Origin of the sequence: Blastococcus sp. TF02A-30 (assembly GCF_003319185.1) — a bacterium.
GTDB lineage: Bacteria > Actinomycetota > Actinomycetes > Mycobacteriales > Geodermatophilaceae > Blastococcus.
Window position 1 is genome coordinate 347,819 of the sequence record NZ_QOHJ01000002.1, and the last position, 23,272, is coordinate 371,090.

General features: G+C 69.9%; 23 protein-coding genes. 17 read left to right on the forward strand and 6 right to left on the reverse strand.

The features are described 5' to 3' along the window. Window positions 1-29 precede the first annotated feature (29 nt). A complete protein-coding gene (locus tag DQ241_RS05995) occupies window positions 30-233 on the reverse strand; it encodes a cold-shock protein (protein WP_040339721.1) in 204 nt (67 codons plus the stop codon). 115 nt (window positions 234-348) lie between these two features. After that, complete coding sequence (locus DQ241_RS06000; protein WP_113829251.1) at window positions 349-786, reverse strand: hypothetical protein; 438 nt, start codon at window positions 784-786, stop codon at window positions 349-351. Window positions 787-1,012: 226 nt separating this feature from the next. Here DQ241_RS06000 and DQ241_RS06005 point away from each other — a divergent pair, with 226 nt between their 5' ends. Together DQ241_RS06005 and DQ241_RS06015 are read left to right on the forward strand one after the other, a co-directional pair. After that, entirely contained in the window at window positions 1,013-1,231 is a 219-nt protein-coding gene (locus DQ241_RS06005) for a hypothetical protein (RefSeq protein WP_113829252.1), read from the forward strand. Between the two features lie 333 nt (window positions 1,232-1,564). Then, window positions 1,565-3,256 (forward strand): hypothetical protein, encoded by a 1,692-nt coding sequence (locus DQ241_RS06015; protein ID WP_113829254.1) that lies wholly within the window; start codon window positions 1,565-1,567, stop codon window positions 3,254-3,256. A gap of 104 nt (window positions 3,257-3,360) precedes the next feature. On the opposite strand, the gene DQ241_RS06020 is transcribed toward DQ241_RS06015, so the two are convergent. Beyond that, on the reverse strand, window positions 3,361-4,032 hold the full coding sequence (locus tag DQ241_RS06020; protein WP_097195622.1) for a peptidase: 672 nt from the start codon (window positions 4,030-4,032) through the stop codon (window positions 3,361-3,363). A gap of 220 nt (window positions 4,033-4,252) precedes the next feature. Here DQ241_RS06020 and DQ241_RS06025 point away from each other — a divergent pair, with 220 nt between their 5' ends. From DQ241_RS06025 to DQ241_RS20825, 14 genes are all read left to right on the forward strand, one after another. Beyond that, window positions 4,253-4,870: a hypothetical protein gene (locus DQ241_RS06025; RefSeq protein WP_233492237.1), complete on the forward strand. Its 618-nt coding sequence runs from the start codon at window positions 4,253-4,255 to the stop codon at window positions 4,868-4,870. Further along, window positions 4,858-5,823, forward strand: a complete 966-nt coding sequence (locus DQ241_RS06030) for a hypothetical protein (RefSeq protein WP_113829255.1) — start codon at window positions 4,858-4,860, stop codon at window positions 5,821-5,823. Before DQ241_RS06025 ends, DQ241_RS06030 begins: the two co-directional genes overlap by 13 nt. Beyond that, complete coding sequence (locus DQ241_RS06035) at window positions 5,820-6,554, forward strand: SAF domain-containing protein (protein WP_113829256.1); 735 nt, start codon at window positions 5,820-5,822, stop codon at window positions 6,552-6,554. The genes DQ241_RS06030 and DQ241_RS06035 overlap by 4 nt, the downstream gene beginning before the upstream one ends. Before the next feature lie 4 nt (window positions 6,555-6,558). Then, window positions 6,559-7,341 (forward strand): hypothetical protein, encoded by a 783-nt coding sequence (locus tag DQ241_RS06040; protein ID WP_113829257.1) that lies wholly within the window; start codon window positions 6,559-6,561, stop codon window positions 7,339-7,341. Continuing rightward, the gene (locus DQ241_RS06045; protein WP_113829258.1) at window positions 7,338-8,867 is read left to right on the forward strand and encodes a CpaF family protein; all 1,530 of its coding nucleotides are present in this window, start codon (window positions 7,338-7,340) and stop codon (window positions 8,865-8,867) included. Before DQ241_RS06040 ends, DQ241_RS06045 begins: the two co-directional genes overlap by 4 nt. Next, the gene (locus DQ241_RS06050; RefSeq protein WP_113829259.1) at window positions 8,864-9,730 is read left to right on the forward strand and encodes a type II secretion system F family protein; all 867 of its coding nucleotides are present in this window, start codon (window positions 8,864-8,866) and stop codon (window positions 9,728-9,730) included. Before DQ241_RS06045 ends, DQ241_RS06050 begins: the two co-directional genes overlap by 4 nt. After that, the gene (locus DQ241_RS06055; protein WP_113829260.1) at window positions 9,727-10,626 is read left to right on the forward strand and encodes a type II secretion system F family protein; all 900 of its coding nucleotides are present in this window, start codon (window positions 9,727-9,729) and stop codon (window positions 10,624-10,626) included. The genes DQ241_RS06050 and DQ241_RS06055 overlap by 4 nt, the downstream gene beginning before the upstream one ends. Before the next feature lie 27 nt (window positions 10,627-10,653). After that, the gene (locus tag DQ241_RS06060) at window positions 10,654-10,890 is read left to right on the forward strand and encodes a hypothetical protein (protein WP_113829261.1); all 237 of its coding nucleotides are present in this window, start codon (window positions 10,654-10,656) and stop codon (window positions 10,888-10,890) included. A 15-nt stretch (window positions 10,891-10,905) separates the two neighbouring features. Continuing rightward, complete coding sequence (locus DQ241_RS06065; RefSeq protein WP_113829262.1) at window positions 10,906-11,376, forward strand: TadE family protein; 471 nt, start codon at window positions 10,906-10,908, stop codon at window positions 11,374-11,376. Then, window positions 11,373-11,840, forward strand: coding sequence for a pilus assembly protein TadE (locus DQ241_RS06070; protein ID WP_113829263.1), 468 nt, complete (start codon window positions 11,373-11,375; stop codon window positions 11,838-11,840). The genes DQ241_RS06065 and DQ241_RS06070 overlap by 4 nt, the downstream gene beginning before the upstream one ends. Before the next feature lie 47 nt (window positions 11,841-11,887). Beyond that, window positions 11,888-12,262 carry a hypothetical protein gene (locus tag DQ241_RS06075; protein ID WP_092195831.1) on the forward strand — a complete coding sequence of 125 codons (375 nt, stop codon included), beginning with the start codon at window positions 11,888-11,890 and terminating at the stop codon, window positions 12,260-12,262. Continuing rightward, window positions 12,259-15,627, forward strand: a complete 3,369-nt coding sequence (locus DQ241_RS06080; protein WP_113829264.1) for a LysM peptidoglycan-binding domain-containing protein — start codon at window positions 12,259-12,261, stop codon at window positions 15,625-15,627. The genes DQ241_RS06075 and DQ241_RS06080 overlap by 4 nt, the downstream gene beginning before the upstream one ends. 396 nt (window positions 15,628-16,023) lie before the next feature. After that, the gene (locus tag DQ241_RS06085) at window positions 16,024-16,776 is read left to right on the forward strand and encodes a class E sortase (RefSeq protein WP_113829265.1); all 753 of its coding nucleotides are present in this window, start codon (window positions 16,024-16,026) and stop codon (window positions 16,774-16,776) included. Between the two features lie 10 nt (window positions 16,777-16,786). Further along, the gene (locus DQ241_RS20825; protein WP_199584122.1) at window positions 16,787-16,945 is read left to right on the forward strand and encodes a hypothetical protein; all 159 of its coding nucleotides are present in this window, start codon (window positions 16,787-16,789) and stop codon (window positions 16,943-16,945) included. 127 nt (window positions 16,946-17,072) lie between these two features. On the opposite strand, the gene DQ241_RS06090 is transcribed toward DQ241_RS20825, so the two are convergent. Together DQ241_RS06090 and DQ241_RS06095 are read right to left on the reverse strand one after the other, a co-directional pair. Next, window positions 17,073-18,749: a cytochrome c biogenesis protein ResB gene (locus tag DQ241_RS06090; RefSeq protein ID WP_233492239.1), complete on the reverse strand. Its 1,677-nt coding sequence runs from the start codon at window positions 18,747-18,749 to the stop codon at window positions 17,073-17,075. Between the two features lie 273 nt (window positions 18,750-19,022). Continuing rightward, window positions 19,023-19,598, reverse strand: a complete 576-nt coding sequence (locus DQ241_RS06095; protein ID WP_233492240.1) for a C40 family peptidase — start codon at window positions 19,596-19,598, stop codon at window positions 19,023-19,025. Window positions 19,599-19,985: 387 nt separating this feature from the next. Between DQ241_RS06095 and efeB the strand changes: the two genes are divergently transcribed. Continuing rightward, a complete protein-coding gene (gene efeB / locus DQ241_RS06100) occupies window positions 19,986-21,278 on the forward strand; it encodes an iron uptake transporter deferrochelatase/peroxidase subunit (protein ID WP_233492241.1) in 1,293 nt (430 codons plus the stop codon). A 138-nt stretch (window positions 21,279-21,416) separates the two neighbouring features. On the opposite strand, the gene ctaD is transcribed toward efeB, so the two are convergent. Continuing rightward, complete coding sequence (gene ctaD / locus DQ241_RS06105) at window positions 21,417-23,168, reverse strand: cytochrome c oxidase subunit I (RefSeq protein WP_113829266.1); 1,752 nt, start codon at window positions 23,166-23,168, stop codon at window positions 21,417-21,419. Window positions 23,169-23,272: the final 104 nt, after the last annotated feature.

A 23,272-nucleotide genomic window follows, 5' to 3' on the forward strand; every position in this document is an offset into this window, starting at 1 on the left:
CGGGCGGGGGCGCTGTGCTGATCAGGTGATCAGAGCGGGGTGACGTTCGCAGCCTGCGGGCCCTTCTGGCCCTGCTCGATGTCGAACGCGATCCGCTGGCCTTCGTCGAGCGAGCGGTACCCGCTGGTCTGGATGGCCGAGTAGTGGACGAACACGTCCGGTCCGCCGCCGTCAGGGGTGGCGAAGCCGAACCCCTTCTCCGCGTTGAACCACTTGACAGTTCCTTCGGGCATTGCTCGCTCCTAGCTGAGGTGGTGCATCGGGGTCCTGCCATAGCGCAGGGCCTTCCCGACGCGCCAACCCTAGCCGGTCCACCGGCCCCGGGACCAGGGAGGACGGCGGCGCGGCTCAGAGAAGCGGGCCCGGCTCCTCGCGGTAGGCGGGGGTGCGGGGGGCGTCCGCGGCGTAGGTCGGGCCCACGTAGGTGAACCCGGCCGACGGCGGCGGGGCGGGTGCGGCCGGCGGCGGTGCGACCGGGGTCCGGGGCAGCTCGTGCCCCCCGTGCCGCCAGGAGCGGACGCCGATCACCTCGGCCTCGTCCCAGAGGGGGCTGTCCTGCAGCGCCTGCCGACGGTGCCAGCGGCGCATCGAGCGGGCCCAGCGGTCCATGCCCAGGCGGCCGGCCAGCAGCACGCCGAGGCCGAGGACGACCACGAGCGCGGCGTCGAGCGCGGCACCGGCGATGTCCAGCGTCGAGATCCCGGTCCAGCCGTTGGCCTCGAACCGGCGCGCGAGCATCTCGACGACGACGTACACGACGCCGACCGCCACGAGCGCGCGCTTCATCCCGACCGTCCCTCCCGCTGGACCCGACCTCCGGATCTCGACCAGCGTTGCCCCGGAGTGCAGCGGGGGAGGCGTGTCAGCAGGTGGTCGTCACCCCCAGGGGGGAGGAATCGGCCTCCGGACGGCGTCTTGCGGATTTCCTGCGGCTACGCGGACCGGACCGTGCGGGAGGCGGCGCACCGTCTGCGGTGCCGGATCGACCGGCGTGGAACACCCAGGAGAACCGATGCACCCCCTCGTCGCGCCGCAGCCCCGCCTCCACCTCGACACGGCGGACGGCCTCGTCGCGCTGCGCACGGTCGACGACCTGCACGACGCCGACCTCGACCTCGTGCTGGCCGACCGGCTGGCCGACTCCGCCGCCGCCCTGCGCGCCGCCGTGGAGGTGGTCCGGGCGACCGCGCTGCCCGGTGCGCTGGCCGCGCACCGTTTCCCGCGCGGCTGAGGCTCAGGCCTCGGATTCGGCGGGCTTCTTCGCGCGGCTGGGCTGCACCCGCATCGGCTCGCCGGGCATCTTCGGGGTGTAGACCCGGGAATCGGTGTGCTGGCCTGCAAAGACGCAGGTGGCCGGTGAGCGAAAGTCCGCAGGTTGTCGGGCGAACGCCGCCAGGATGCCGCGCCCACTATGCCTGTGACGAAATCTTGCGGTCCTCACCCGCCCATCACCGGCTTCCCCAGGCACTTCATAGCGCCTTGTGCCGCTTCGAGCGGCCATAATGTCGGTGCCTGGCGAGACAATGGTGCCGTGCTGGACTGGGCAGGACTAGATCCTGCAAAAGTGGAGCGAGTCGGGCAGCTCCTGGTCCGCGACGTGTGCGGTGCCACGAGCGTCGACGGCAGCGGCGGTGACGGCGCCCAAGACCTCCGGCAAGACGGTCCTGACGGGCTGACCATCTTCGAGATCAAGTCTTTCACCCGGCGCCTGACGAGTGGCCAGAAGCGGCAGATTGCTAGCTCCTGCCAGCGGGCCATCGAACTGCACCAGCCGCGTCGGTGGGTGCTGGTTATCCCGCTCAACCACAGCCCGGCAGAGCTGGCCTGGTTCGACCGACTCCGCGCCAAATTTCCCGACGTGGCGCTGGAGTGGTACGGGCAGGACTGGCTCGATGGACGAATCGCCGGTCGCGAGGACCTGATCAGCTACGTCGAGGGAGCGCAGTACAAGCTGCTGCGCCGGGCGAAGCAGCACGGCATGGAGCGCGCCGCGCTCACTTCGGGCGCCGACCTGGTCGCGCGGATGGACGACCTGCTGGAGCTCGGCGCCACTATCTCTCCGTACTGGACGTGGCGTTCCGGGGACACCCCCTGGGGACCGGCGAACATTTTCACCGCTCAACGACCCGAAGCGCCGGCCGAGGACCCGGTTCAGCTGACGCCACTATTCTCCTTCCCGGCAGATGATCCCGAAGCCCAGGCCACCTTTGAGCGTCTACGCCAGACGCTGCGGGTGGGTGGCGACGTCCAGATCCCCGGGCGCTTCATCGACGAGCTTCGCCTCACCGCCGCATCGGAGGCGACCCAGCGGCTGCTCGGTGAACCGACCCAGCAGGTCGCCGAGCTGCGCCTGGTAAGCATCCCGAACGCCACGGGAATGCCCCTGCACTGCTCCCTTGTCCTTGAGCGGCAGGACGATCAGCAAGGGGTGTCGCTGCCCTTTACCTTCACCGAACGGGTGTCGGGAAGCCACGGCACGACGTTAACCGGCACCGACGCCAGTGGACTACTGCAGGGGCAGTTGCTGTTTGAAGACGACGGCAAGCGTGCGGACGGGCGGTTCACGATGAACCTGGCTCCCGTGGCCGGCAGTTTCCCGCACGACGCGCTGCCAGCCGTCCGGCTGCTGGGCGCCTGCGCCGCCGGAGATACGTTGCGGCTGCGACGAGGGCCGGTCAGCCTCGCCTCGTTCCTGGCCGGCGCGGAGATGCCTGACGGGCTGGCCGGGCTGCTGGAGCTCGTCGCTGCCCTCGAGGTGGTGCAGGACCACCTCGGCGCGCTAATCCCCATCCCAGCTGAGCCGCTCTCGGACGAGGATGCCCATGACCTGCTGACGCTCGCGCGCGCTTTGAGCGGTCAGCGGGCGCGGCTGCGCTACCCAGGCCTGGATCTAGCCATCCGGCCGGGACAGGTGCGTTCCTTCCTCGATGCGGTGACGAGGACGCCGGGCGCGCTCTATGGCGTGCCTGACAGCGGTTTCACCCTCACCCTCGACGGCCACGAGCATCAGGTGCCGGGACTGGCATTCTGGGCCCCGAACGTGCAGCTGAGCAATCAGGCGGAACTGGAGTCTGTCGCCGCAGCCGGCGGCAGCGAGGCAGTCGCTTCGTTCACCAGCCCCGACGGGTTGTTCGTCATCCGCGCGGTGGAGGACCCGGGCCCGCAGTACCAGCCGGTCGGTGAGGCGGTGGCGGGGCGCAGGAGCGTCGGCCCCGCCGGAGATCAGCCGAGGACCGCTTCGCTGTCAACCGGGTGAAGCAGCCCGCAGCCCGCAGTGCGCGCTCCGGTTCCGTGCGCGCCTTGCTGCTGTGCCACAGATGTTCGGGGACCCACCGCCACGGTGTCGGATGGACGCCAGGATCAGAGAGTGGCTGCCAGCAGGAAGCCCACTGCGAGAGCAGGGCCATAGGGGAAGGTGGTCTGACGGTCCCCGCTCCGCATCAACGAGATGACGGCCTGCGTCACGGTAATCACGGTGAATGCGACGAACGCCAACCAGAGCCCCTGGTGCGTGGCGTGTCCAAGGCCCAGCCCGCCGAGCGCCGCCATTCGGACGTCCCCGAATCCCGTCCCCGCGAACCGCCAGCACAACAGTAGGACCGCTCCCGCCGCCGCAGCAGCTAGACCGCTGAGCAGCAGGCCACGCCAGTCGCCGTGCGCGGCGGAACCGGCGGTCAGCAGCACGCCGGTGGCGACGGCGGCTTGCCGGACAAGTGGTGTCGGTATGCGTTGCGTGACTGCATCGCAGGAGGCCGCGGCGACCAGGGCACATCCCCAGACCATCAGGGCAGGTACGAGCCACCACGTCTCCGCACGGTGAGACGTCGCGATCGCTGCGGCTCCTGCCCCACCGCCGGCGACGGCGCTGGCCAGCGCCAGGGCCGGACGGGCAGCGTCGAGCTGCGCGAGCTGCGCAAGCCCACGAGAAGTAAGCCAGGGGGTGGTTGCGGCGCCGATCAACGCCGCCGCCACCGAGGCCGCCATCCACGTGCCGTTCATCCGCTGGCGGCCGCCCTCGAATCCAGGGGTCATTGCCCTTCGCTGCGTAGCCCTGTGGATATCTGCGCCATCCCAGCTTCCGGTACGGGAGCGTGTCAGGACCTCGAGATACACCCAGACGCGGAGGACGAGTGACGGACTCAGGGACAACCTGTCACCCGAAAGGGTGGGAACGAGACGGCGGTCACACGGCCGCTCGGCCGGGAGGGCAACCTCGGTCGACGGACGGTGACGTGCTGGGAGGTGATCAGGCGTGACGGTGATACGGACGGTGGCGGGGGCAGCCGCGGTGCTCCTGGCGCTGACGGCCTCGGGTTGTTCGTCGTCGTCCGACCCCGGCTCGTCGAGTTCGCCGACGTCTAAGACGGCGCCTTCCCAGACGCCGAGCCCCTCAGTGCCCACTCCGGGTCCCGTCGAGGAAGCGCAGGCACTGGCGATCGCGCTCGTCCCGGACTACCTGCGGACGATCGACGACCTGTACCTCGACCCGTCGCTCCCGCTCGACGGGATCTACGAGGTCGCGGTGGCTCCCGAAGCCACTGCCCAGGCGACGGCGATCGGCAAGTTCCGTTCCCAGGGCTACCGGCAGACCGGCCGGTCGCAGCTGGTGACTGCGTCGGCCGCCAGCACCGACCTCTCGAACAGCCCCGCCGCTTCGCCGGCACCCGTGCTGCCGACCGTCGTCGTCACCGCCTGCGTCGACGTGGGCGAGGTGGATGCGATCGATGCTTCCGGGACGTCCATCGTGCCGCCCGGTCGTCCGAGGTACCTCATCCAGCAACTCACTGCCGTGAACACGAATTACCCGGAGACGTCGTCGTGGCGGATCAGCGACGCACCGAATAGGCAGGCGCAGTCATGCGACGAGTAGTCCTCGCCTTGGCGGGTGCGCTGCTGGGCGTCGGCGCCTTGCTGGTCTCTTCGCCAACTGCTGTCGCTGACCCGGCGACCTGCCAGCAGTACGACTCGCACGGCATCTGCGTGGTCGAAGTCGATAGGGTCGAGGGTGACGTGGGGATGGCGCCCCCACCGGGCGCGACGACTCCCGTCGCCGGAGGCGGTACGTCGCCGGCTGTCTGCTCTGTGAGCCCCTCCGGCACCGTCATCCCCTGCCAGGACGGCCAGTCCTGGTGGTCACAGGACATGCAGTGCTACGTGCAGGCGCTGGCCCAACAGCCGCCGAAGGACTCGCCTGTCTGGGGTGGCCGCACGGGCGGCGCGATCTACAGCTGCCTCTTCTACACCGGCGGTGGGGCGTTCCCCGGTACCAACGGCTTCACCTTCTGGTCGGCCACCCCGCCGGCGGCTCCAGCTGCGGTTGATCCAGCGGTGCTCGCGCAGCAGGCGTTGAGCACACTGACGGTGCCGTCACCGACGACGGGCCGGTACCCAGCCGGCATCCTGCAGGAGGGGCAGCCGTTCACGGTCGTCAACGCCTACACCTGGTTCTGGACCGATCCAGGATCGTTCCGAGCACTGACCGCGCGTGCCGACGCCGGAGGCGTATGGGCACAGGTGACGGTGACACCCACGGCGCTTTCGTTCACGCCGGGCGATGGGGCTGCCACGGTGTCGTGCCCGGGTCCTGGTGCGGCGTGGCAGCCCGGCGACGGGGTATGGGCCGCGTCGCCGGCGGGCTGCGACTACCGGTACCCGCACTCATCCATCCGCCAGCCCGATGGGCAGGTGACGGCGATGTACGGCATCCAGTGGTCGGTCACCTGGACGTCGTCGACGGGTGCCACCGGCACGCTGCCGAATCTGACGACGACCTCGAACGAGACGTTCGCGGTGGCGGAGGTGCAGTCGGTGGTGATCAGGTGACGACGCGGGTCAACGGGATGGCGTCGCCGGCGGCCGAGCGCTCTCCGGCTCCGGCGCCAGAGGCGGCGCTGCCGCCGGCTCCTCCGGTGCGTACCGCGGCGGCGAGGAGACGTGCCAGCCGCAAGTCGCTGGTCCTGAGCGTGCTGGTCGTGCTGCTCGGTGGCCTGCTGGCCTTCAGTGCCGGCCAGATGCTGTCCGCGCGCACCGAGGTGCTGGCGGTCGCCCGCGACGTGCAAGTGGGCTCGACGATCACCGCGGAGGATTTGACGGTCGCGAACGTGACGTCGGATCCCAACCTGTCACCGATCCCTGCCTCGCAGCGGTCCCAGATCGTCGGGATGGTCGCCCAGGTGCCGCTGACCCGCGGCGAGCTGCTGACCGGCGCCCAGGTCGGCCCGGACAGCGGATTCACGGCGGGGGAGATGCTGGTCGCCCTGCCATTGAAGGAAGGGCAGTTCCCGGCCGGTGGGCTGAACCCTGGCCAGCAGGTGCTGATCGTGGCGACCCCCGGCAGCACCGGCTCGACCGGTGGCAGCGGTACGCCGTCTGCCGACTCAGACGGTCCCCGCGGTCAGCAGATCGACGCGACGGTTGCCGAGGTCGGACCGCTCAACCAGGCCACGCAGGTGGCGGTGATCGACGTGCGAGTCAGCGCCAACGACGGCGTGCGAGTGGCCGAGCTCGCCTCGACCGGCAACCTGGCGTTGATCCTGCTGCCGGCGGGGCGGTGACCTGATGCTCACCGTCGTGACCTCGGGAAAGGCCGCGCCCGGGGTGACCACCTCGACCTGGGCGTTGGCCCTGGCGTGGCCCGGGCCATTGCTGGTCGCCGACTGTGACCCGGCCGGCGGGGACATGGCGCCGGGGCTACTGGCCGGCCGGGTCGGCGCCGACCGGGGACTCCTGTCATGGTCGACGGCGGCCCGGCGGGGTGTCCCGGCGATACAGGCCGCCACGATGGTCGCCCAGCATGCGGTGCAGCTTCCCGAGCAGCCGCAGGTGTGGCTGGTTCCAGGAGTGACGACCGCCGCGCAGGGCACCTCGTTCACCGCCGACGCATGGGAGCGGCTGGCCTCGGCCCTGCACACGTCGAGCGCGTCGATCGGGCGGGACGCCTTGGTCGACGCCGGACGACTGGTGACCGAGCGCGGCTGCTGGCCGGTGCTGCGGGCCGCCGACCGGGTTCTGCTGGCGGTGCGGCCCAGCGTGCGGTCGGTGCACGCGGCGCAGGATGCGACACAACGACTGCGACACGAGCTCGGCGATTTGGCGAAGGTCACGGCACTCGTGGTCGGGAGCGGGCCGTACTCCGCCGGCGAAGTCTCCAAGGCGTTGGACCTGCCGCTGGCGGGCACGTTGCCCTACGACCGGACCGCAGCGCAGGCGCTCTCCGACGGCGCGGTCGTCAGTCCGAAGACGCTGCAACGGTCGGCGCTGCTGCGCGCGGCGTCGTCCCTGGCCAAGACGTTGACCAGTTCGACGGAGGCGTCTCGTGTCGCCGAGGTGGTGGCCGGATGAGGAACGAGGACGCCGCATCGCCTCGGCTGGAAGTTCCGGCCGCCCACGACCTCCCGCGGCCCACGCGGGAGCGGCTGCCGCTGCCGGCGCCGGAGCCGCTGGCTGCAATGGGCGGGCCTGTCGATGCCACGCCAGCCGATACCAGGGAGCTCACCAGCACCGAGTACCGCGTCGTGGTGGAGCTACGTGACCGGGTGTCGACCCGGTTGACGGTGGAGGACAGGAACTACGCCCCGGGCCCGCGGCGCGAGCTGACCCGGAAGTTGATCCGCGACGAGTACGACCAGTGGCTGTTGCACGAGGCCAATCGCGGCCGTCCGGCACCGGAATTGACCACCGAGGACAGGATCTTCGCAGCCGTGCTGGCCGAGCTGGACGGGCTGGGGCGACTGGCTCCCCTGATGGCCCGGGACGACGTGGAGGACATCCACTTCGAGGGCTGCGAGCCGACGATGCTGCGGATGGCCAGCGGCCAACTCGTGCCCGGGCCGGCGATCGCCTCTAGCGACGAGGAGCTCGAGCAGCTGCTGCGGTCGATCGGTTCACGGTCGGACGACGGTCAGACCAGCCGCGAGTTCTCCTCAGCCAGCCCCATCCTGAACGTGCGGCTGAAGGGCGTGACCGAGCTCGGCGCGCGGCTGCAGGCGGCCATGGACGTGCTGCCGCGCCCGGCCGGGGTGATCCGGGTGCACCGGTTCAGTGATCCGAGCCTCGACGACCTGCACGAGATGAACATGGTCGACTCACCGGTGCGAGCCTTCCTGCATGCGGCGATCCTCGCCGGCGCATCTCCGCTGGTCAGCGGAGCGCCGGGGGTCGGCAAGACAACGCTGCTGCGCGCGCTGGGCAACGCCATCCCGTGGAACAACGTGGTCATCACCGTGGAGGACGAGCGGGAGCTGGGTCTGCACCTGCCTCGGTGGGATCCCGAGCGCCGGCAGCTGGTCAGGCGGCACGCGGTGTGCCGACCGTTCGAGTCCCGGCTGCCCAACGCCGAAGGCAGAGGCGGGTTCGACATGGGGGATGCGCTGCACCTCGCGCTGCGCGCGTCCCCCACCTGGGTGCTCGTCGGGGAGGTCCGCGGTGCCTACGTCACCTATCTGCTGGAGGCGGCGACCAGCGGCATCTCGTCGGTCATGTGCACGATCCACTCACCGTCGGCTGACGGCGTGTTCGACAAGGTGCTGATCAACGCGCTGAAGGCGCATCCGGCCCCGTCCCCGGAGCTGGTGCTGCGCTCGCTGGCCGCACTGAACCTAGTCGTGCACGTGCATCGCGACCGCGACTACGCCCGGTACGTCTCGGGCATCTACGAACTCGGCCCGATCGGCGACTCCGGTCGGCCGGACCTCAAGCCGATCTTCGCGCCGCGCGCCGAGGACCGGCGCGCCCAGGCCACGGGGCCGGGGATGCTCAGCGAGTCGCTGGCCGAGGGGCTGACCGCGGCCGGCTTCGATCTGAACTGGCTGCACCCGGGCGCCTCGGATTGGCACACCGGTCCTCACCGCCGCGAGCGTGCGTCGTGACGGCCGGTGGCCTGCTCCTGACCCTGGCCGGGTGGCTGCTCGCGGCCGGCCTGGTCGGCGTCGCCGGGGCGGTGCGCGGCGTCTCCTTCCTGCCGGAGCGCTCGTCGTCGGTGCGCTCGTCCTCGCGGCGGGGGGCCACTCCGCTGTTCCTCGGTGCGCTGGCCGTCGGCGTGCTCGTCCTGCTGGTCACTGGCTGGCCGGCCGCGGCGCTGGGCGCTGCCGGCGGTGTCGTGTTCATTCCGAAGGTCCTCGGCGGCGGCAAGGAAGCCAAGCGGCTGATCACCACGTCCGAGGCGCTGGCGGACTGGACGCGGCGGCTGGCCGACCTCATCAGCTCCGGCGCCGCCGGGTCGACGCGTGATGCACTGCGTCGCTCCCTGAACTCGGTGCCGGAGCCGATCGCACCGGCGGTCACCAACCTGGTGACCAGGATGGGGCCGCAGGGCACCGAGACGGCGCTGCGCCAGTTCGCCCGCGAGATCGACGACCCGGCCGCCGAGAAGATCGCCATGGTGCTCATCCTGCGGGAGCGCAACGGCGGGCCGGGGCTCGCCGAAGTGCTCACCGCGCTGGCCGCCGACCTCGACGACCGCTCCCGCATGGTCCGTGAGGTGGAGGCCGAACGCGCCAAGCCGCGGTCGAACATGCGCACCATCGTCGTGGTGACCCTGGTGCTGGTGGTCGGGATGACGCTGTTCGCCCGGACCTTCCTGTCGGGCTACTCGACGCCGTTCGGGCAGATCGCCCTGCTGGCAGTGGTGGCGATCTTCGCGACGTCGCTGCGGTGGATGCGCCGGCTGTCCGACCCGGTCAAGCCCCCGCGGGTGCTCTTCGACCCGGACCCGGCTCCGGTGCACCGGTGACCGGGCTGCAGACGGCCACCCTCGCCGGGATGCTCATCGCGGGCGGCCTCGTCCTCGCGGTCCGTGCACTGCGTCCGGCGCCGCCGTCACTGGTGGCCGCACTGGAGCAGTTGGCGGCCGAGCCGACCGTGCGAACGGCGCCGGCGGTGACGACGTCCACCCGAGACCGGTGGGACTGGCTGCCGGTGCCGGTGGCGCGGGCGTTGGACGGGCATCTGGGCGTCTCGGACGCCGACTTGGCGATCATCGGCTGGACCCGCGCTCAGCTCGCGGCCCGCAAGCTGACCTTGGCGCTCGCCGGCTTGCTCGCTCCGTCGCTGTTCGGCCTCGTGTTCGTGCTGCTCGACTTTCCGGTGCCCTTCGTGCTGCCCGCCGCGGTCGGGCTGGGGATCGCCGTCGTCGGGTGGTTCCTGCCCTCGGCCGAGGCCCGTGAGGCGGCGGAGAAGGCACGGGTGGAGTTCAGGAGCAACCTTGAGTCCTTCCTCACCTTGGTGGCCGGTGAACGTCGGGCGCGGGGCTCGGTGGAGCAGGCACTGGAGGAGGCCGCCGAGATCTCGGGCAGCATGCCGTTCGTCCGCATGCGCCGCGCCATCCGCCGCGCAGCGCTGTCCGGCCGCAAACCGTGGGGGGAGCTGCGAGACCTCGGCGAGGAGCTACAGGTCGCCGAGCTGCGGAACCTTGCCGACATCGCAGCAGTGGCCGCCGACGGCGCCTCGGTCTACAACACCCTGCTGGCCAGCGCCCGCACGCTTCGGCACGCCGAGCTGTCCGACGCCCGTACCGAGGCCAACCAGGTCAGCGAGCGGATGTCGCGTCCGCTGGCGCTGCTGGTCACCGGACTGACCCTGTTCGTGCTGGTCCCCTTCATGCTCCGCATGTTCGGGATCTCGTCCTGACCGCACCGCCTACCTCGGAGGCTTCCGATGTTCCAGCCCACCATCCGCCGCGGTGCGCAGGCCGTCGTGGCGCAGTGCGTCATCGCCCTGTCTGTTGTGTTCCTGTCGGTTCTGGCCTGGCTGCGCGCCGAAAAGGTCGCTGACGACCGGGGCTCGGATTCCTCGGAGAAGGCGTTCATGGTCATCCTGGCCATCGCGCTGGGCGGCGCGGTCAGTGCCGCGGCCATCGCCTTCGTGGCCAGCAAGACGTCGCTGTTTCAGTAGAACCGGCAGCCTTCGATGCTTGAGGGGCGTACCCCGAACCGTGCGGCATCTTCGCCGCGCGGTCCGGTCGCGCGCCCAGGATCCCGCCGAGACCGCGGCCGCGGAAGCGAGCGGGGCTCATCCAGCGTCGAGTTCGCGATCCTGTTCCCCATCATCGTCGCGCTGCTGCTCGCCGGCCCGCAGCTCGCGCTGTGGTACTTCGCCCGGGAAGCGGCCGACGCCGCGGCGCACGTCGGAGCCCGCGCCGCCAGCGTCCACGGGGCGACCGGGGGAGCGGGGCAGGCAGCGGCGGACACGTACCTGGCCGGACTCGAGACCGGCGCCATCACCGGCTACTCGGTGACCGAGTCCGACACCGCGACCACGGTCTCGGTGCACGTCACCGCCAGCGTGCCCAACGTGATCCCGCTGCCCGGCTTCGCCCCGACCGTCGATGTCACCGTGGTGCGCGGCAAGGAACGCTTCACCACCCCGGATTCGCCATGAGCTACGACCTGCAGCCGGCCACGAACGGCCGCCGACGGCGGTGGCGGGACGACCGAGGCTCGGAGTCGGTGGAGCTGGCAATCCTGCTGCCGGTCGGACTCCTCCTGGTGGCCATGCTGGTGATCGGCGCCCGGATCGCGCTGGCCGGCGACCGCATCAGCGGCGTCGCCGGGATCGCGGCGCGGGACGCCTCGCTGGCCCGATCGGCCGCCGCGGCCCAGCAGATCGCCGCCGACACCGCCACCACCGCACTGACCAGCCAGGGCCTGCACTGCATCGACGTCCAGGTCAGCGTCGACACCTCCGGGTTCACCGCGCCGCCGGGCGCCTCGGCATCGGTCACCGTCGCCGTGACGTGCACCGTCGACCTGTCCGACATCGGTGGAGTTGCCGGCCTGCCTGGCTCTCGGACGCTGCACGACAGCGCCACCAGCCCGCTCGATCCTGCCAGGGACCCGTCGTGACACCCCGCGCGCAAGCCAGCGCTCAACTCCGGGACGACCGCGGGTCCGTGGCCGTGCTGTTCTGCTTCATCGTGCTCATCGTCGGCGTCCTGGTCACCGCACTCGTCGACGCCGGAACCGCGATCCAGGCCGCCAACCGCGCTGACACCTACTCGGCTGAGGCAGCCCGCGCGGCGAGCATCGCCATCGGCCCGGTTCCGACCGGCGGAAGCACCGACGCGCAGTTGGCGGCGACCGCTGCCCGGTCCTACCTCGACCAAGCCGGCGCAACCGGCACGGTGACCGTCACCGGCCCTGGCATCGTCGAGGTCAGCGTGACGGTCACCGACTCAACACCCCTGCTCGGCATCCCGGTCAGCCAGACCCGCGTGCACACCGCCCAGCTGCTCGTCGGGGTCACCTCCGGTGAGGGCCTGTCGTGACCGGCCACGCCGCCCGCCTGCTCAAGGCCGTGGGTGCCCTCCTGGCGCTGCTCGCCGTCGTCGTCGGCGTACCGGTGCTGATGGCGCTGCTGCACCTGGTTCCGAACAACCTGCCGTCGCTGGATGAGGTCGGGGCCGTCCTGGCGTCCCGCGACAACGGACAGCTGGCCGGACTCGTCCTCGCAGCCGGCGTCTGGGTGTGCTGGGCCCTGTTCACCGCCTCGACAGTGGCGGAGGTCGTGGCGTTCGCCCGTGCACGGCCGGTTCCGGTCCTCCCCGGGCTGGGAATTTTCCAGCGGCCGGCCGCCGCCCTGGTCGCCGCCGTCGTGGTTGGCTTCACCGTCGCTCCACTGGCCGCCGGCGGCCCCGCATCCACCGCAACGGCGCCGCCGCTGCCGGTCGCGGCCACATCCACCGCCGTCCCGGCGTCGGCGCAGTACGCCAGCGCACCGCTCATAGCGCAGACACCGGTCGCGTACTCGATGCCGGACGAGCACGCGCCTCCGGTCGCTACCACGACCTACCAGGTGCAGCGCCGGGACACCCTGTGGGCGCTGGCCGAGCGGCATCTCGGGGACCCGCTGCGGTATCCGGAGATCGCCAGACTCAACCCGACCGCGGTCGGTCCGGACAACGAGATCTTCCCGGGCACGGTGCTGGTCCTGCCGCCCGACGCGGTCGGCCTGCCGCCGACGGGCCCAGCCCCGGACACCACGAGAACCGTCGAGGACGTCACGGTGGAACCCGGTGACACCCTGTGGGACCTCACGGAGGAGATCACCGGCAGCGGGCACAACTGGCGCCAAGCCTGGGAGCTCAACCGGGGACGCAGGCAACCCGGAGGCGCCACCTTCACCGACCCGTCGCTGATCCGACCGGGCTGGACGCTGAGCATCCCGGACCCGGCCAGTCCCGCGACGCCCGCACCCGGCGCACCGGCGCCTCCGGCAGCCGAGCCGGCACCGCCCACGACCGACCCGGCACCGCCATCAGCGCCAGGCCCGAACACCGCCCCTCCAGCAGACCCGACCACGCCGGGCACCAACGCGCCACCTCCGGCCGCGCCCGGTCCGGCCACCAACGCCCCGACCTCGCCTCCCACGGCTGAACCGAACAGCGTCGGGCCGTCGCCGGCGAGGCCTGACGAGACCTCGACGGGTAGCACCTCGGAGCTGCCGATGATTGCCTTCGCCGCCGGCGGTGGGCTGCTGCTGGCCGGGGCCTCGCTGACCGCGTTGCTGCGCTACCGCCGCAGGCAGTTCCGGCAGCGACGTCCCGGCCGCACGATCGGCAGCACACCACCAGAGCTGGTGCACGTCGAACGAGCCCTGCTGGAGGCCGGCAGCGTCGGTAGTGCCGACGTCACCTGGCTGGACCAGGCGCTGCGAGCCCTGGTGCAGGCATTGGCGAGGTTCGACGGCGCTCGCCTGCCCGACGTGGTGGCGGTCTGCATGACCGACGACGTCCTGACCTTGGTACTCACCGAGCCAGCCTTGGAGGCCCCGGAGCCGTGGACGGTGGAGCCGGCCGGCACGCGCTGGTCGATCCGGCGCGACGACCCGCTGACCTACGACGAGCAGCAGCGGGCTTACTTCTTTGCACCGTTCCCCATGCTCGCGTCGGTGGGCTACACGGCCGAGGGCGAGCACTGGCTGGTCGACCTGGAACGGGTCGCGACCCTGTCCCTGTCCGGGGACGTCGAACGCTGCCTCAACCTGGCCCGGTTCCTCGCTGCCGAGCTGGCGCACAACACGTGGTCGGAAATGCTGCAGGTGACCCTGGTCGGCTTCGGCCAGGAGTTGGCTCAGATCAATCCCGACCGGCTGACCTACACCGACGACGTCGAGAAGGCGATCGCGGTGATCGACAGCCAGCTCGAGTCGGTCACCGAGGCCATGCATATCGCCGACGTCGACGTGCTGTCGGGCCGGTTGCGTGATGTGGGCGGCGACGCGTGGGCGCCCCACGTGCTGCTCATCGCCCCGGACGTGGCCAAGGACGACGCCGGGCTGGAACGACTGATGGCTGCGATCCAGCAGCAGCGCGGCCGCGGCGCGGTGGCGTTGGTGCTCATCGACGACCCGGATCTCGGGGACGCCGCCCGCTGGCAGCTGACTGTCGACGAGGCCGGCGTGCTCAGCGTCCCCGCGCTCGGACTGGAGCTGATCCCGCAGCAGGTCCCGGCCGATGAGGCCGCGCAGTTGGCGGAGTTGCTTGCGCTGGCCGCCGTCACCGGCGACCGGCCGATGCCACCGGCCCACGGGGACAAGCCTTGGGACGAGCACGCCGACGCCTGCGGCGGCCTCCGAGTCGACCCGTCCCGCGCCGCGCGGCTGCGGCCGTCGGGTGCGGCCGGAGCGGACGACGTCCCGGTGTCCGGCCTGGCAGACACCTCGCCGTGCCTGACCAACTCGGTGTTACCGCTGTCCGAGCAGACCTATCTGGACCGCGCCGCGACCACCGAGCAGGATCTGCAGGCACTGGCCCCCGCTACCGACGCGGGCATCCGCCACCAGGTCGAGGCTGCCGATCCCGCCCTCGACGCCGACCTCGCCGACTGGGCTGACCCGTCGTGTCCACGGCCGAAGTTGACCCTGCTCGGACCGGTCGAAGTGCGGGCGCAGGGCACGCTTCCCGAGCGCAACCCGCGGCGGCAGTTCTACACCGAGATCGTCGCCTACCTGGCGACCCGGCCCGGCAGCGTGACCAGCGAGCGCTACGCCACCGCGATCTGGCCCAACGAGCCCGATGTCGTCGGCAAGACCAAGGTGCGGCAGTCGATCTCGATCGTGCGCGCATGGCTGGGCGCCAACCCGGCGACCGGTGCGGACTACCTCCCGTCCGGGGTCACCGCAGGCGGGGTCGGCCGCTACCGCATTGACGACGTCCTCATCGATGCCGAGCTGTTCCGCCGGCTGCGAGTCCGCGGGCTGGCCCGAGGTGTGGACGGGATCGCTGACCTTCAAGCTGCGCTCGACCTGGTCATCGGGCAGCCGTTCGACCTGCCCACGTCGCGACAGGGCGCGCCCGGCGGCTACAGCTGGCTGGTCGAGGAGAACTCTCGGCTGGACCACGAGTATGCCGCCATGATCGTCGATGTCGCGCACACCGTCGCGACGCACCACCTCGCCGGTGAGCCCGAGCTTGCCGCGGCCGCCGCTCATGTGGCGCTGAAAGCCGGCAGCTACGAGGACGTGCCGCTGCTCGACCTGGTCGCCGCCTGCGACGCCCAAGACAACCGGGCCGAAGCCGACGCCTACGTCGCTCGCATCCTGGCCAACCACGACGCCGAGGTCGAAGAAGATCTTCCACCCAGAACCGCTGAGATCCTCTTCCGCCGTCGGTGGACCAACCGAGCCAGCTGACAAGGGCGGTCGGCGGCAGCGTGATTCCGGTGACGCCGGCGTTGCAGGCGGAGCGGCAGCGGAGCCCCGCCGTGTGAGGCGACCGGCCGGCGGTGCGATGGGTGTGTGGTGGGCGGCGACAGAGATCCCGACGGCGTGGTGTCCGGGGACGGGATCGCGTCTCGCAGGATCGTCGGGGACCACGTCGCGACGACGCGCTCCTGCCCGATGCATCGAGATCCAACTCGTTGAACAGCCCGGCCTACTACTATTCGTCGTAGTGCGCGGCAGGGGCAAGTCGAAAGGCCGCCGGGTCCGCGGACACGCGGCTCGTTCTCCTACGTCCTGGCGTCCCGCCTCGTCGCTCCAGCAGCATCACAACGCGATCCGACTACATCGCATCCGGAGGAGCACTGAGTGCACGGCACGCAATCCACTAGCGCTCAGTCTCGATGGCGCACAGTTGCGCGCTCGATCGGAGAGGTCCTGGTGACCGGGGGCCTCGTGGTGCTCCTCTTCGTCGTCTACGAGCTGTTCGTGACCGACGTGCTCACTGACCGCAGACAGGACCAGCTGAAGGACGAATTACGTCAGGGGTGGACAGCGGAGGCCGAAGTCCCTGCAGTGCCGCGCGCCAGCATCCTGGGCGACGCGTTCGCTGTTCTGCACATCCCGAGGCTGGGTGCTGACTACGAGCAGGTCGTGCTCGAGGGCACCGCCGAGGAGCAGCTGGCACAGGGGCCGGGCCACTACGAGGGGACGGCGTTGCCGGGCGAGCAGGGCAACGTGGCGCTCGCGGGTCACCGGGTCGGCAAAGGGTCGCCATTCCTGGATCTTGACCGGCTGCGTCCGGGCGACCCCATCGTCATCGAGACGGCCGACCGCTGGTTCGTCTATCGGGTACTCGGGGACCCTGCGACGGGCGACTTCACCACCGACCCGAGCGGGATTCCCGGTCAACAGATCGTCCGTCCGTCCGACGTCCAGGTGATCTCGCCGACGCCCAATGGAGCCGCGGAAGGTCCACCGAGCGGGGCATACCTGACGCTGACCACGTGTCATCCGAAGTACTCCGCGCGGCAACGGCTGATCATCCACGCCGGGCTGGAGGGCACCGGCCTGACCAAGACCGAGATGCCCGACGGCCCGCCGGCCCTGCGCGAGAGTTGAGAGGACCCGCATGTACCCGTGGATCTGGCGTCACCTGCCCGGTGGCACGGCGACCAAGGCGGTGACCGCGCTGGCTTTGGCGCTCGGGGTCTGCGCGCTGCTGCTGTTCGTCGTCTTCCCGTGGATGGAGCCGCGCCTTCCTTTCAACGACGTGACGGTGGGCGGCTGATGGCGTCCCGGCACAGACGACGACGTCAGTGGCGTGCTCACGACGCCTCCGGTCGACGACCTCCGTGAGCCCGGAGTCCCGCTTCTGCTGGTAAGGCGCGGGATGGGAGGGCGGGCGGCCTCGCGGTTCAACGGCCGTGGTGTTGTCCCGGCTGGCTGTCACCGAGCAGGCTGCTGGTGAGTCCGTGGAGTCGTTCGCGGATGTCACCGTTCCCACCCAGTGCGAGTCCCGCCATCGACACCGTCGTCGACCGGTCGTCGACAGAGCTCGACACCTGCGAGCTGGCAATTCGAGCGAAGACCCGCTCCCGGCGCACCAGCAGTGTGACCAGAAGTCCGAGCAGCATGGTGATGGCGCTGATGAGGACGGCTACCTGCCCCGGATCGTGCGACACCTGCAGGGCCGCGAACTCACGGAACCCGTCGAAGCGGACGACGGTGCCGTCCTCGAATTCCGCGCTCTCGCCGATGTCCAAGTTCGCCTCCCCGATCTGGTTCAGCGCACCGACGTCGATCTGTCGTTGGTCCAGCGTGAAGACCGACTGTGGCGCACCGCTGTCCAGCCCCAGGTAGCCGCGATAGCCGATGATGGCGACCTGCGGGTTGAGCGGCCGCGCGTCCACCGAGGTCAGGACGCCGCCCTGGATCAGGCCGGTCGGAGCGAAGAAGCCCTCGAGGGCGAACCCGTCACCGGAGCCGTCACCGAGATCCGGCAACTTCACGACCCCCTCGCTGGCGAACGTCGTGCTGTCCCGGGGCAGGAACGGTGCCGACAGCTGCTCGAAGACCTGACCGCCCGGCAGCGTCACTGTGAAAAGGGGCGTGAAGCCGTGCCCCGTCACGTACAGACGGTCCCCGTCGGAGCGGAACGGGTCGTTGACCCCGATCGTCGTCTGCTCCGTGGCCGCTCCCGGCTCTGCCTGCACCCCGATGTCGGCGGTGAAGGAGGCCGGCGTGCCGTTCGGCTCGTACGTGGCGCGGAAATCCTCCAGGTCGAAGCAGAGCGGCGTCAGGCCGTCCGGATCCACCAACGGCCCTGCGACATACCGGTCGTACTGCTGGAAGGAGTTGCAGAAGCCGTCTCCCTCGGTAACCAGGATGCTGCCTTCGTAGCCCCACAACTTGCCGCCGGCCAGCGCGACGAGCAGGGCCAAGAGCGAGACGTGGAAGACGAGGTTGCCGGTTTCCTTCACCCGACCGCGCTCGGCCGATATCTCCACACCACCGGGGATGCTGCGTCGGGACACCCGGAACCGCGCTGATCGCAGATCGGCCTCGAGCCGCTCGGCCACGGTCTCCGAGGGCAGTGGCACCGTGTTCGCAGTGTGAACCGGGAGCCGGTGCAGATGTCGAGGTACGGGCGGCGGCTCGGCCCGTAGCGCCCGCAGGTGCTCGGTGCACCGCGGCACCAGGCAGCCGATGAGCGAGATGAAGAGCAGGAGGTAGGTCGCCGAGAACCACGGGCTGGCGAAGACGTCGAACATCCACAACCTGTCGAGGACAGGCGCCAGGTCGGGATTTTCCCGGAAGTACCGGGCCACCGCGCTGGGGGTCAACGACCGCTGCGGGAAAAGCGAGCCGGGCACAGCCGCCAGCGCCAGCAGGAACAGCAGCACCACGGCCGTCCGCATGCTGGTCAACCACCGCCAACGGCGCACCAACCACAGTCCGAATCGGCGCAGCACCGAGTTCTGATGGGCAGCGATCGATGCTCGTTCGGGCTGGGTCTGCAGGTCGGTCATGCCGTCCTCGCTGCGCCCGCGCCTCGAAGAGGAGGCGTTGAACTCGTCCGGGCGCTCGAGCACCTACTCACTGCGACTCCTTCATGCAGGCTGCCTGCGCCGGCCCCAGTTTCGGCGGACCGTGTCAACGGGGTGGTCGACCGCTGGCGCTGGCGGGAGTGCCGACCTCCAACAGGTTACGAGGCGCCTTAGTAGATAGCAGCGACCGGTCATCAGGCCCACGGAGAACCGCGCAGACGACACCCATGCGGTCCACCGGTCGATGCCGCCCTACGGGCGGGATCTCCCGCTGTCAGCGCCGTCCGACGACGCTGTCTCCTCGCTCGGGGTCACTGCCTACGAGAGCACCCGGCGGATCACGGTGGGATCGCCCACTGACTGGATCTTGACGACTTCGCCCGGTTGCGGCGCGGCAATCATCTTGCCGTCACCCATGAAGATCCCCACGTGGTCGATTCCTGGCCTCTCCGGCGAGTAGTCGAAGAACAGCAGATCCCCCGGGCGGGCCTCCGCCATCGACGGGACCGCTCGTCCCGCCGTCGCCTGCTGAGAGGAGACACGGGGGAGGTCGACGCCCTGACTCTTGTAGACCAACTGTGTGAATCCGGAGCAGTCGAGACCCTTCGAGGGGTCGGTGCCGCCCCACAGGTAGGGCACTCCGAGATACTGGAGCGCCTTTCCCGTAATGGCGGACTCGCGGTCCGTTCCGGCGACCATCGGCGACGCATCGGTTGCGCCGGCGGGCGAACTCGTGGCCACAGCGGGCGGCCGCGAGGCGTCCACCACTAGACCGGCAGCGGTCGCAGCGGACATCCAGTCGGTCGCTGTCGTGCGCGGTCGCGCACCCAGTGGCGCGAGCTGCGCCTGGATCTCGGCGATGCGTGACTGCACCTGGGACAGGCCATCCATCATCAGGTCTCCCGCTGTCGTGCACCGGTTCGCAGGTCGTCGTCGAGGCAGGCGCATCTGCTGCCGGGACGAGCGGAGCTCAGCATCGACGTCACGACTAGCCAAGCTAGTAGGCGTCGATGCAGGACGCCGGCACGGCTCGCTGCCGGGACCCTTCTTTGGCCGGCCTGAAGGCGGGATCGGTGTGTCGGAGTCCGCAACGCAGGTCGCCTCACGAATGGGCGAGCGTGGATTGTCGCGACTACATGACGGGGCTCGTCGTTTCCCGATCCGATCATCGGCTCGCCTCGGGCCTCAGTGCCGAGCGAACCGAACTCCTATGTTGAATAGTAGCCTGGTCCTGGTGCGCGCCCTTCAGTCTTCACTTTGCCTAGCTCCGCGGATCCTGACGTGACTGACGAGTCGCCGCCGGCGGACCGACCGGCGGAGAAGCAGGAGCGCGGCCTGTCCCGTCGGAAGCTCTTCGGCATGGCGGGGCTCGGGACCGCGGGCGTCCTGGCGTCTGGGGCAGTCGGGGGAGTGGTCGGTCGCACGACCGCCGCGAGGCCGCCGTCTCCCGTCGTGTCGTCGTCGGCGGTGCAGGAATTCTCCGCGCCGGTCGAGTTCACCGGTACCCACCAGGCTGGCATCGTGACGCCGGCGCAGGACCGGCTCCACTTCGTCGCGTTCGACGTCGTCACCGACAGCCGTGAGGCGCTCGTGGCAATGCTGGCGTCGTGGACGGCGGTCGCCCGGCGACTGACCGCCGGTGAGATCGTCGGCCCAGAGGACAGTGGTGAGGCGCAGGGACTACCGCCGTCCGGCCTCACGCTGACCGTCGGATTCGGACCGACGCTGTTCATGACGGGCGATGGGGTCGACCGCTTCGGACTGGCGGCTCGTCGCCCGTATTCCCTGGTCGAGCTACCCGTGTTCCCAGGCGACGCGCTCGATCAATCCATCAGCGGGGGAGACCTGTGCGTCCAGGCGTGCGCCAACGACCCCCAGGTGGCGGTGCACGCCGTGCGCAACCTGGTGCGCCTGGGCGTCGGGGTGGTACGTGTGCGCTGGACCCAACTCGGGTTCGGCCGCACGTCATCCACCAGTACGGCGCAGGCGACGCCGCGCAACCTCCTCGGCTTCAAGGACGGCACGGCCAACCTCAAGGCCGAGAACGGCAGCGCACTCGAGCAGTTCGTATGGGTGGGGGAGGACGACGTCGCGTGGCTGGCCGGCGGTTCCTATCTGGTCACCCGTCGGATCCGCATGCTGATCGAGGACTGGGACCAGGTGCCCGCACCCCACCAGGAGGCGGTGATCGGACGCACGAAGACCGCGGGCGCGCCGCTGGGTCAGCGAAAGGAATTCGACCCGACCGACTTCGCGGCCGTCAGGGGTGATGGTCCGGCCATCCCGCGGGACTCGCACGTCTTCCTTTCTCATCCCACCAATTCAGGCACGGCCATGTTGCGGCGTGGGTACAGCTTCGTGGACGGCACAGACGATTCCGGCCGTCTCGATGCCGGCCTCTTCTTCATTGCCTACCAGCGCAACCCGGATACCGGCTTCGTGCAGGTGCAGCGAAACCTTGCCGCGGATGCGCTCAACCGGTTCATCCAGCACGGGTCCTCCGCCGTGTTTGCCTGCCCGCCGGGAGTTCGCGATGCCGACGACTGGTGGGGTAGGACTCTGTTCGACGCTTGACCGCATGCGCCCAGGGGCTACTGCGGTCAACGCCCGTGCAGCGGGTCGAGCGGGCGGGGTGGTCCTGCGGCGACCTGCCCCGTCTCGAAAGGCGGACCGGGACGCCGGCGGATGGTCGGTGTCGTTCCTCCCAGTGGCTCAGGTGGCGTCAGGGTCGTTCGGGCCTTGACGCTTTCCCGTGCCTGGGATGAGCTCGCTGACGTAGGGGTCGTGGCGCTTGCCCGCGTGTGCCTCGTCCTGCAGGCGCTCGACCAGGTGCGGGTAGTGCGCCTCGAACGCGGGGCGCTCCGAGCGGATCCGCGGGAGCTCCACGAAGTTGTGCCGCGGCGGCGGGGACGAGGTCGCCCACTCCAACGAGTTGCCGTAACCCCAGGGGTCGTCGCGCAGCGCGAGCTGCCCGTACTTCCAGGAGCGGACGACGTTGTAGATGAAGGGGATGACCGAGGCGCCGAGCACGAAGCTGAAGATCGTGGAGATCATGTTCAGTGTGGTGAACCCATCAGTGGGCAGATAGTCGGCATACCGGCGCGGCATCCCTTCGTTGCCCAGCCAGTGCTGGACCAGGAACGTGCCGTGGAATCCGATGAACGTGAGCCAGAACTGCAGCTTGCCCAGCCGCTCGTCCATCATTCGGCCGCACATCTTGGGGAACCAGAAGTAGATACCGGCGTAGGCGGCGAACACCACGGTGCCGAACACGACGTAGTGGAAGTGCGCCACGACGAAGTAGGAGTCGTGCACCTGCCAGTCCAGCGGCGGGGAGGCCAGCAGCACACCGGTCAGCCCACCGAGCAGGAAGGTGACCATGAAGCCGATCGAGAACAGCATCGGCGTCTCGAAGGTCATCTGACCCCGCCACATGGTGCCGATCCAGTTGAAGAACTTCAGACCGGTCGGCACGGCGATCAGGTAGGTGAGGAAGGCGAAGAAGGGCAGCAGCACCGCGCCGGTGGCGTACATGTGGTGTGCCCAGACGGCGAGGGCGAGAAAGCCGATGGCCAGGGTCGCGCCGACCATGCCCTTGTAGCCGAACAGCGGCTTGCGGGCGAAGACCGGGATGATCTCGGTGACGATGCCGAAGAACGGCAGCGCGATGATGTAGACCTCGGGGTGGCCGAAGAACCAGAAGAGGTGCTGCCACAGCATCGGCCCGCCGTTCTCGGCCGAGAAGATGAGGGACCCGAGGTTGCGATCGGCGAGCAAGGCGAGTAGCGCAGCGGTCAGGATCGGGAAGGCCAGCAGGATCATGATGCTGGTGACCAGCGTGTTCCAGGTGAAGATCGGCATCCGGAACATCGTCATGCCGGGGGCGCGGAGGCTCACGATCGTGGTGATGAAGTTGACGCCACCGAGGATCGTGCCCAGCCCGCTGACGGCCAGGCCGGTGATCCACAGGTCACCGCCCACGCCCGGGGTGTGCAGCTCGCTCGACAGTGGCGCATAGGCCGTCCAGCCGAAGTCAGGGGCCCCGCCCGGGGTGGCGACGCTGGAGACGACGATCAGGCTGCCGAAGAGGAACAGCCAGAACGACAGCGCGTTCAGCCGCGGGAACGCCACGTCGGGAGCGCCGATCTGCAGCGGCATGATCAGGTTTGCGAACGCGAAGAACAGCGGCGTCGCGAACATCAGCAGCATGATCGTGCCGTGCATGGTGAACAACTGGTTGTACTGCTCGGGGGAAGTGAACTGAAGGCCCGGCTGGGCTAGCTCGCCGCGCATCAACATGGCCATCAGGCCACCGATCATGAAGAACCCGAACGACGCGACCATGTACATCAGGCCGATGGTCTTGTGGTCGGTGGTTCGCAGCAGGCTGGTCAGTCGCGACCCCTTGGTCGGTGGCGGAGCCAGACTTGGCCGGGAAACGATCGGGGCTGGGGCGATCGTCATCGTCGCGGCTCACTTTCACGGTGGCGGGGCCGACGATCAGCTGGGGCTGCGCCCGGCGAGCTGATCGATCTTCTAAGCTGAATCGTAGAGGTATCTCCTAAGTA

Bases quoted from the DNA above. Each gene is read 5' to 3' on its own strand.
- DQ241_RS06060 (WP_113829261.1), top strand. From the start codon at position 10,654: ATGTTCCAGCCCACCATCCGCCGCGGTGCGCAGGCCGTCGTGGCGCAG.
- DQ241_RS06070 (WP_113829263.1), top strand. From the start codon at position 11,373: ATGAGCTACGACCTGCAGCCGGCCACGAACGGCCGCCGACGGCGGTGG.
- DQ241_RS06095 (WP_233492240.1), bottom strand. From the start codon at position 19,598: ATGATGGATGGCCTGTCCCAGGTGCAGTCACGCATCGCCGAGATCCAG.
- DQ241_RS06040 (WP_113829257.1), top strand. From the start codon at position 6,559: ATGCTCACCGTCGTGACCTCGGGAAAGGCCGCGCCCGGGGTGACCACC.
- DQ241_RS06065 (WP_113829262.1), top strand. From the start codon at position 10,906: ATGCTTGAGGGGCGTACCCCGAACCGTGCGGCATCTTCGCCGCGCGGT.
- DQ241_RS05995 (WP_040339721.1), bottom strand. From the start codon at position 233: ATGCCCGAAGGAACTGTCAAGTGGTTCAACGCGGAGAAGGGGTTCGGC.
- DQ241_RS06005 (WP_113829252.1), top strand. From the start codon at position 1,013: ATGCACCCCCTCGTCGCGCCGCAGCCCCGCCTCCACCTCGACACGGCG.
- DQ241_RS06020 (WP_097195622.1), bottom strand. From the start codon at position 4,032: ATGACCCCTGGATTCGAGGGCGGCCGCCAGCGGATGAACGGCACGTGG.
- DQ241_RS06030 (WP_113829255.1), top strand. From the start codon at position 4,858: ATGCGACGAGTAGTCCTCGCCTTGGCGGGTGCGCTGCTGGGCGTCGGC.
- ctaD (WP_113829266.1), bottom strand. From the start codon at position 23,168: ATGACGATCGCCCCAGCCCCGATCGTTTCCCGGCCAAGTCTGGCTCCG.
- DQ241_RS06045 (WP_113829258.1), top strand. From the start codon at position 7,338: ATGAGGAACGAGGACGCCGCATCGCCTCGGCTGGAAGTTCCGGCCGCC.
- DQ241_RS20825 (WP_199584122.1), top strand. From the start codon at position 16,787: ATGTACCCGTGGATCTGGCGTCACCTGCCCGGTGGCACGGCGACCAAG.
- DQ241_RS06000 (WP_113829251.1), bottom strand. From the start codon at position 786: ATGAAGCGCGCGCTCGTGGCGGTCGGCGTCGTGTACGTCGTCGTCGAG.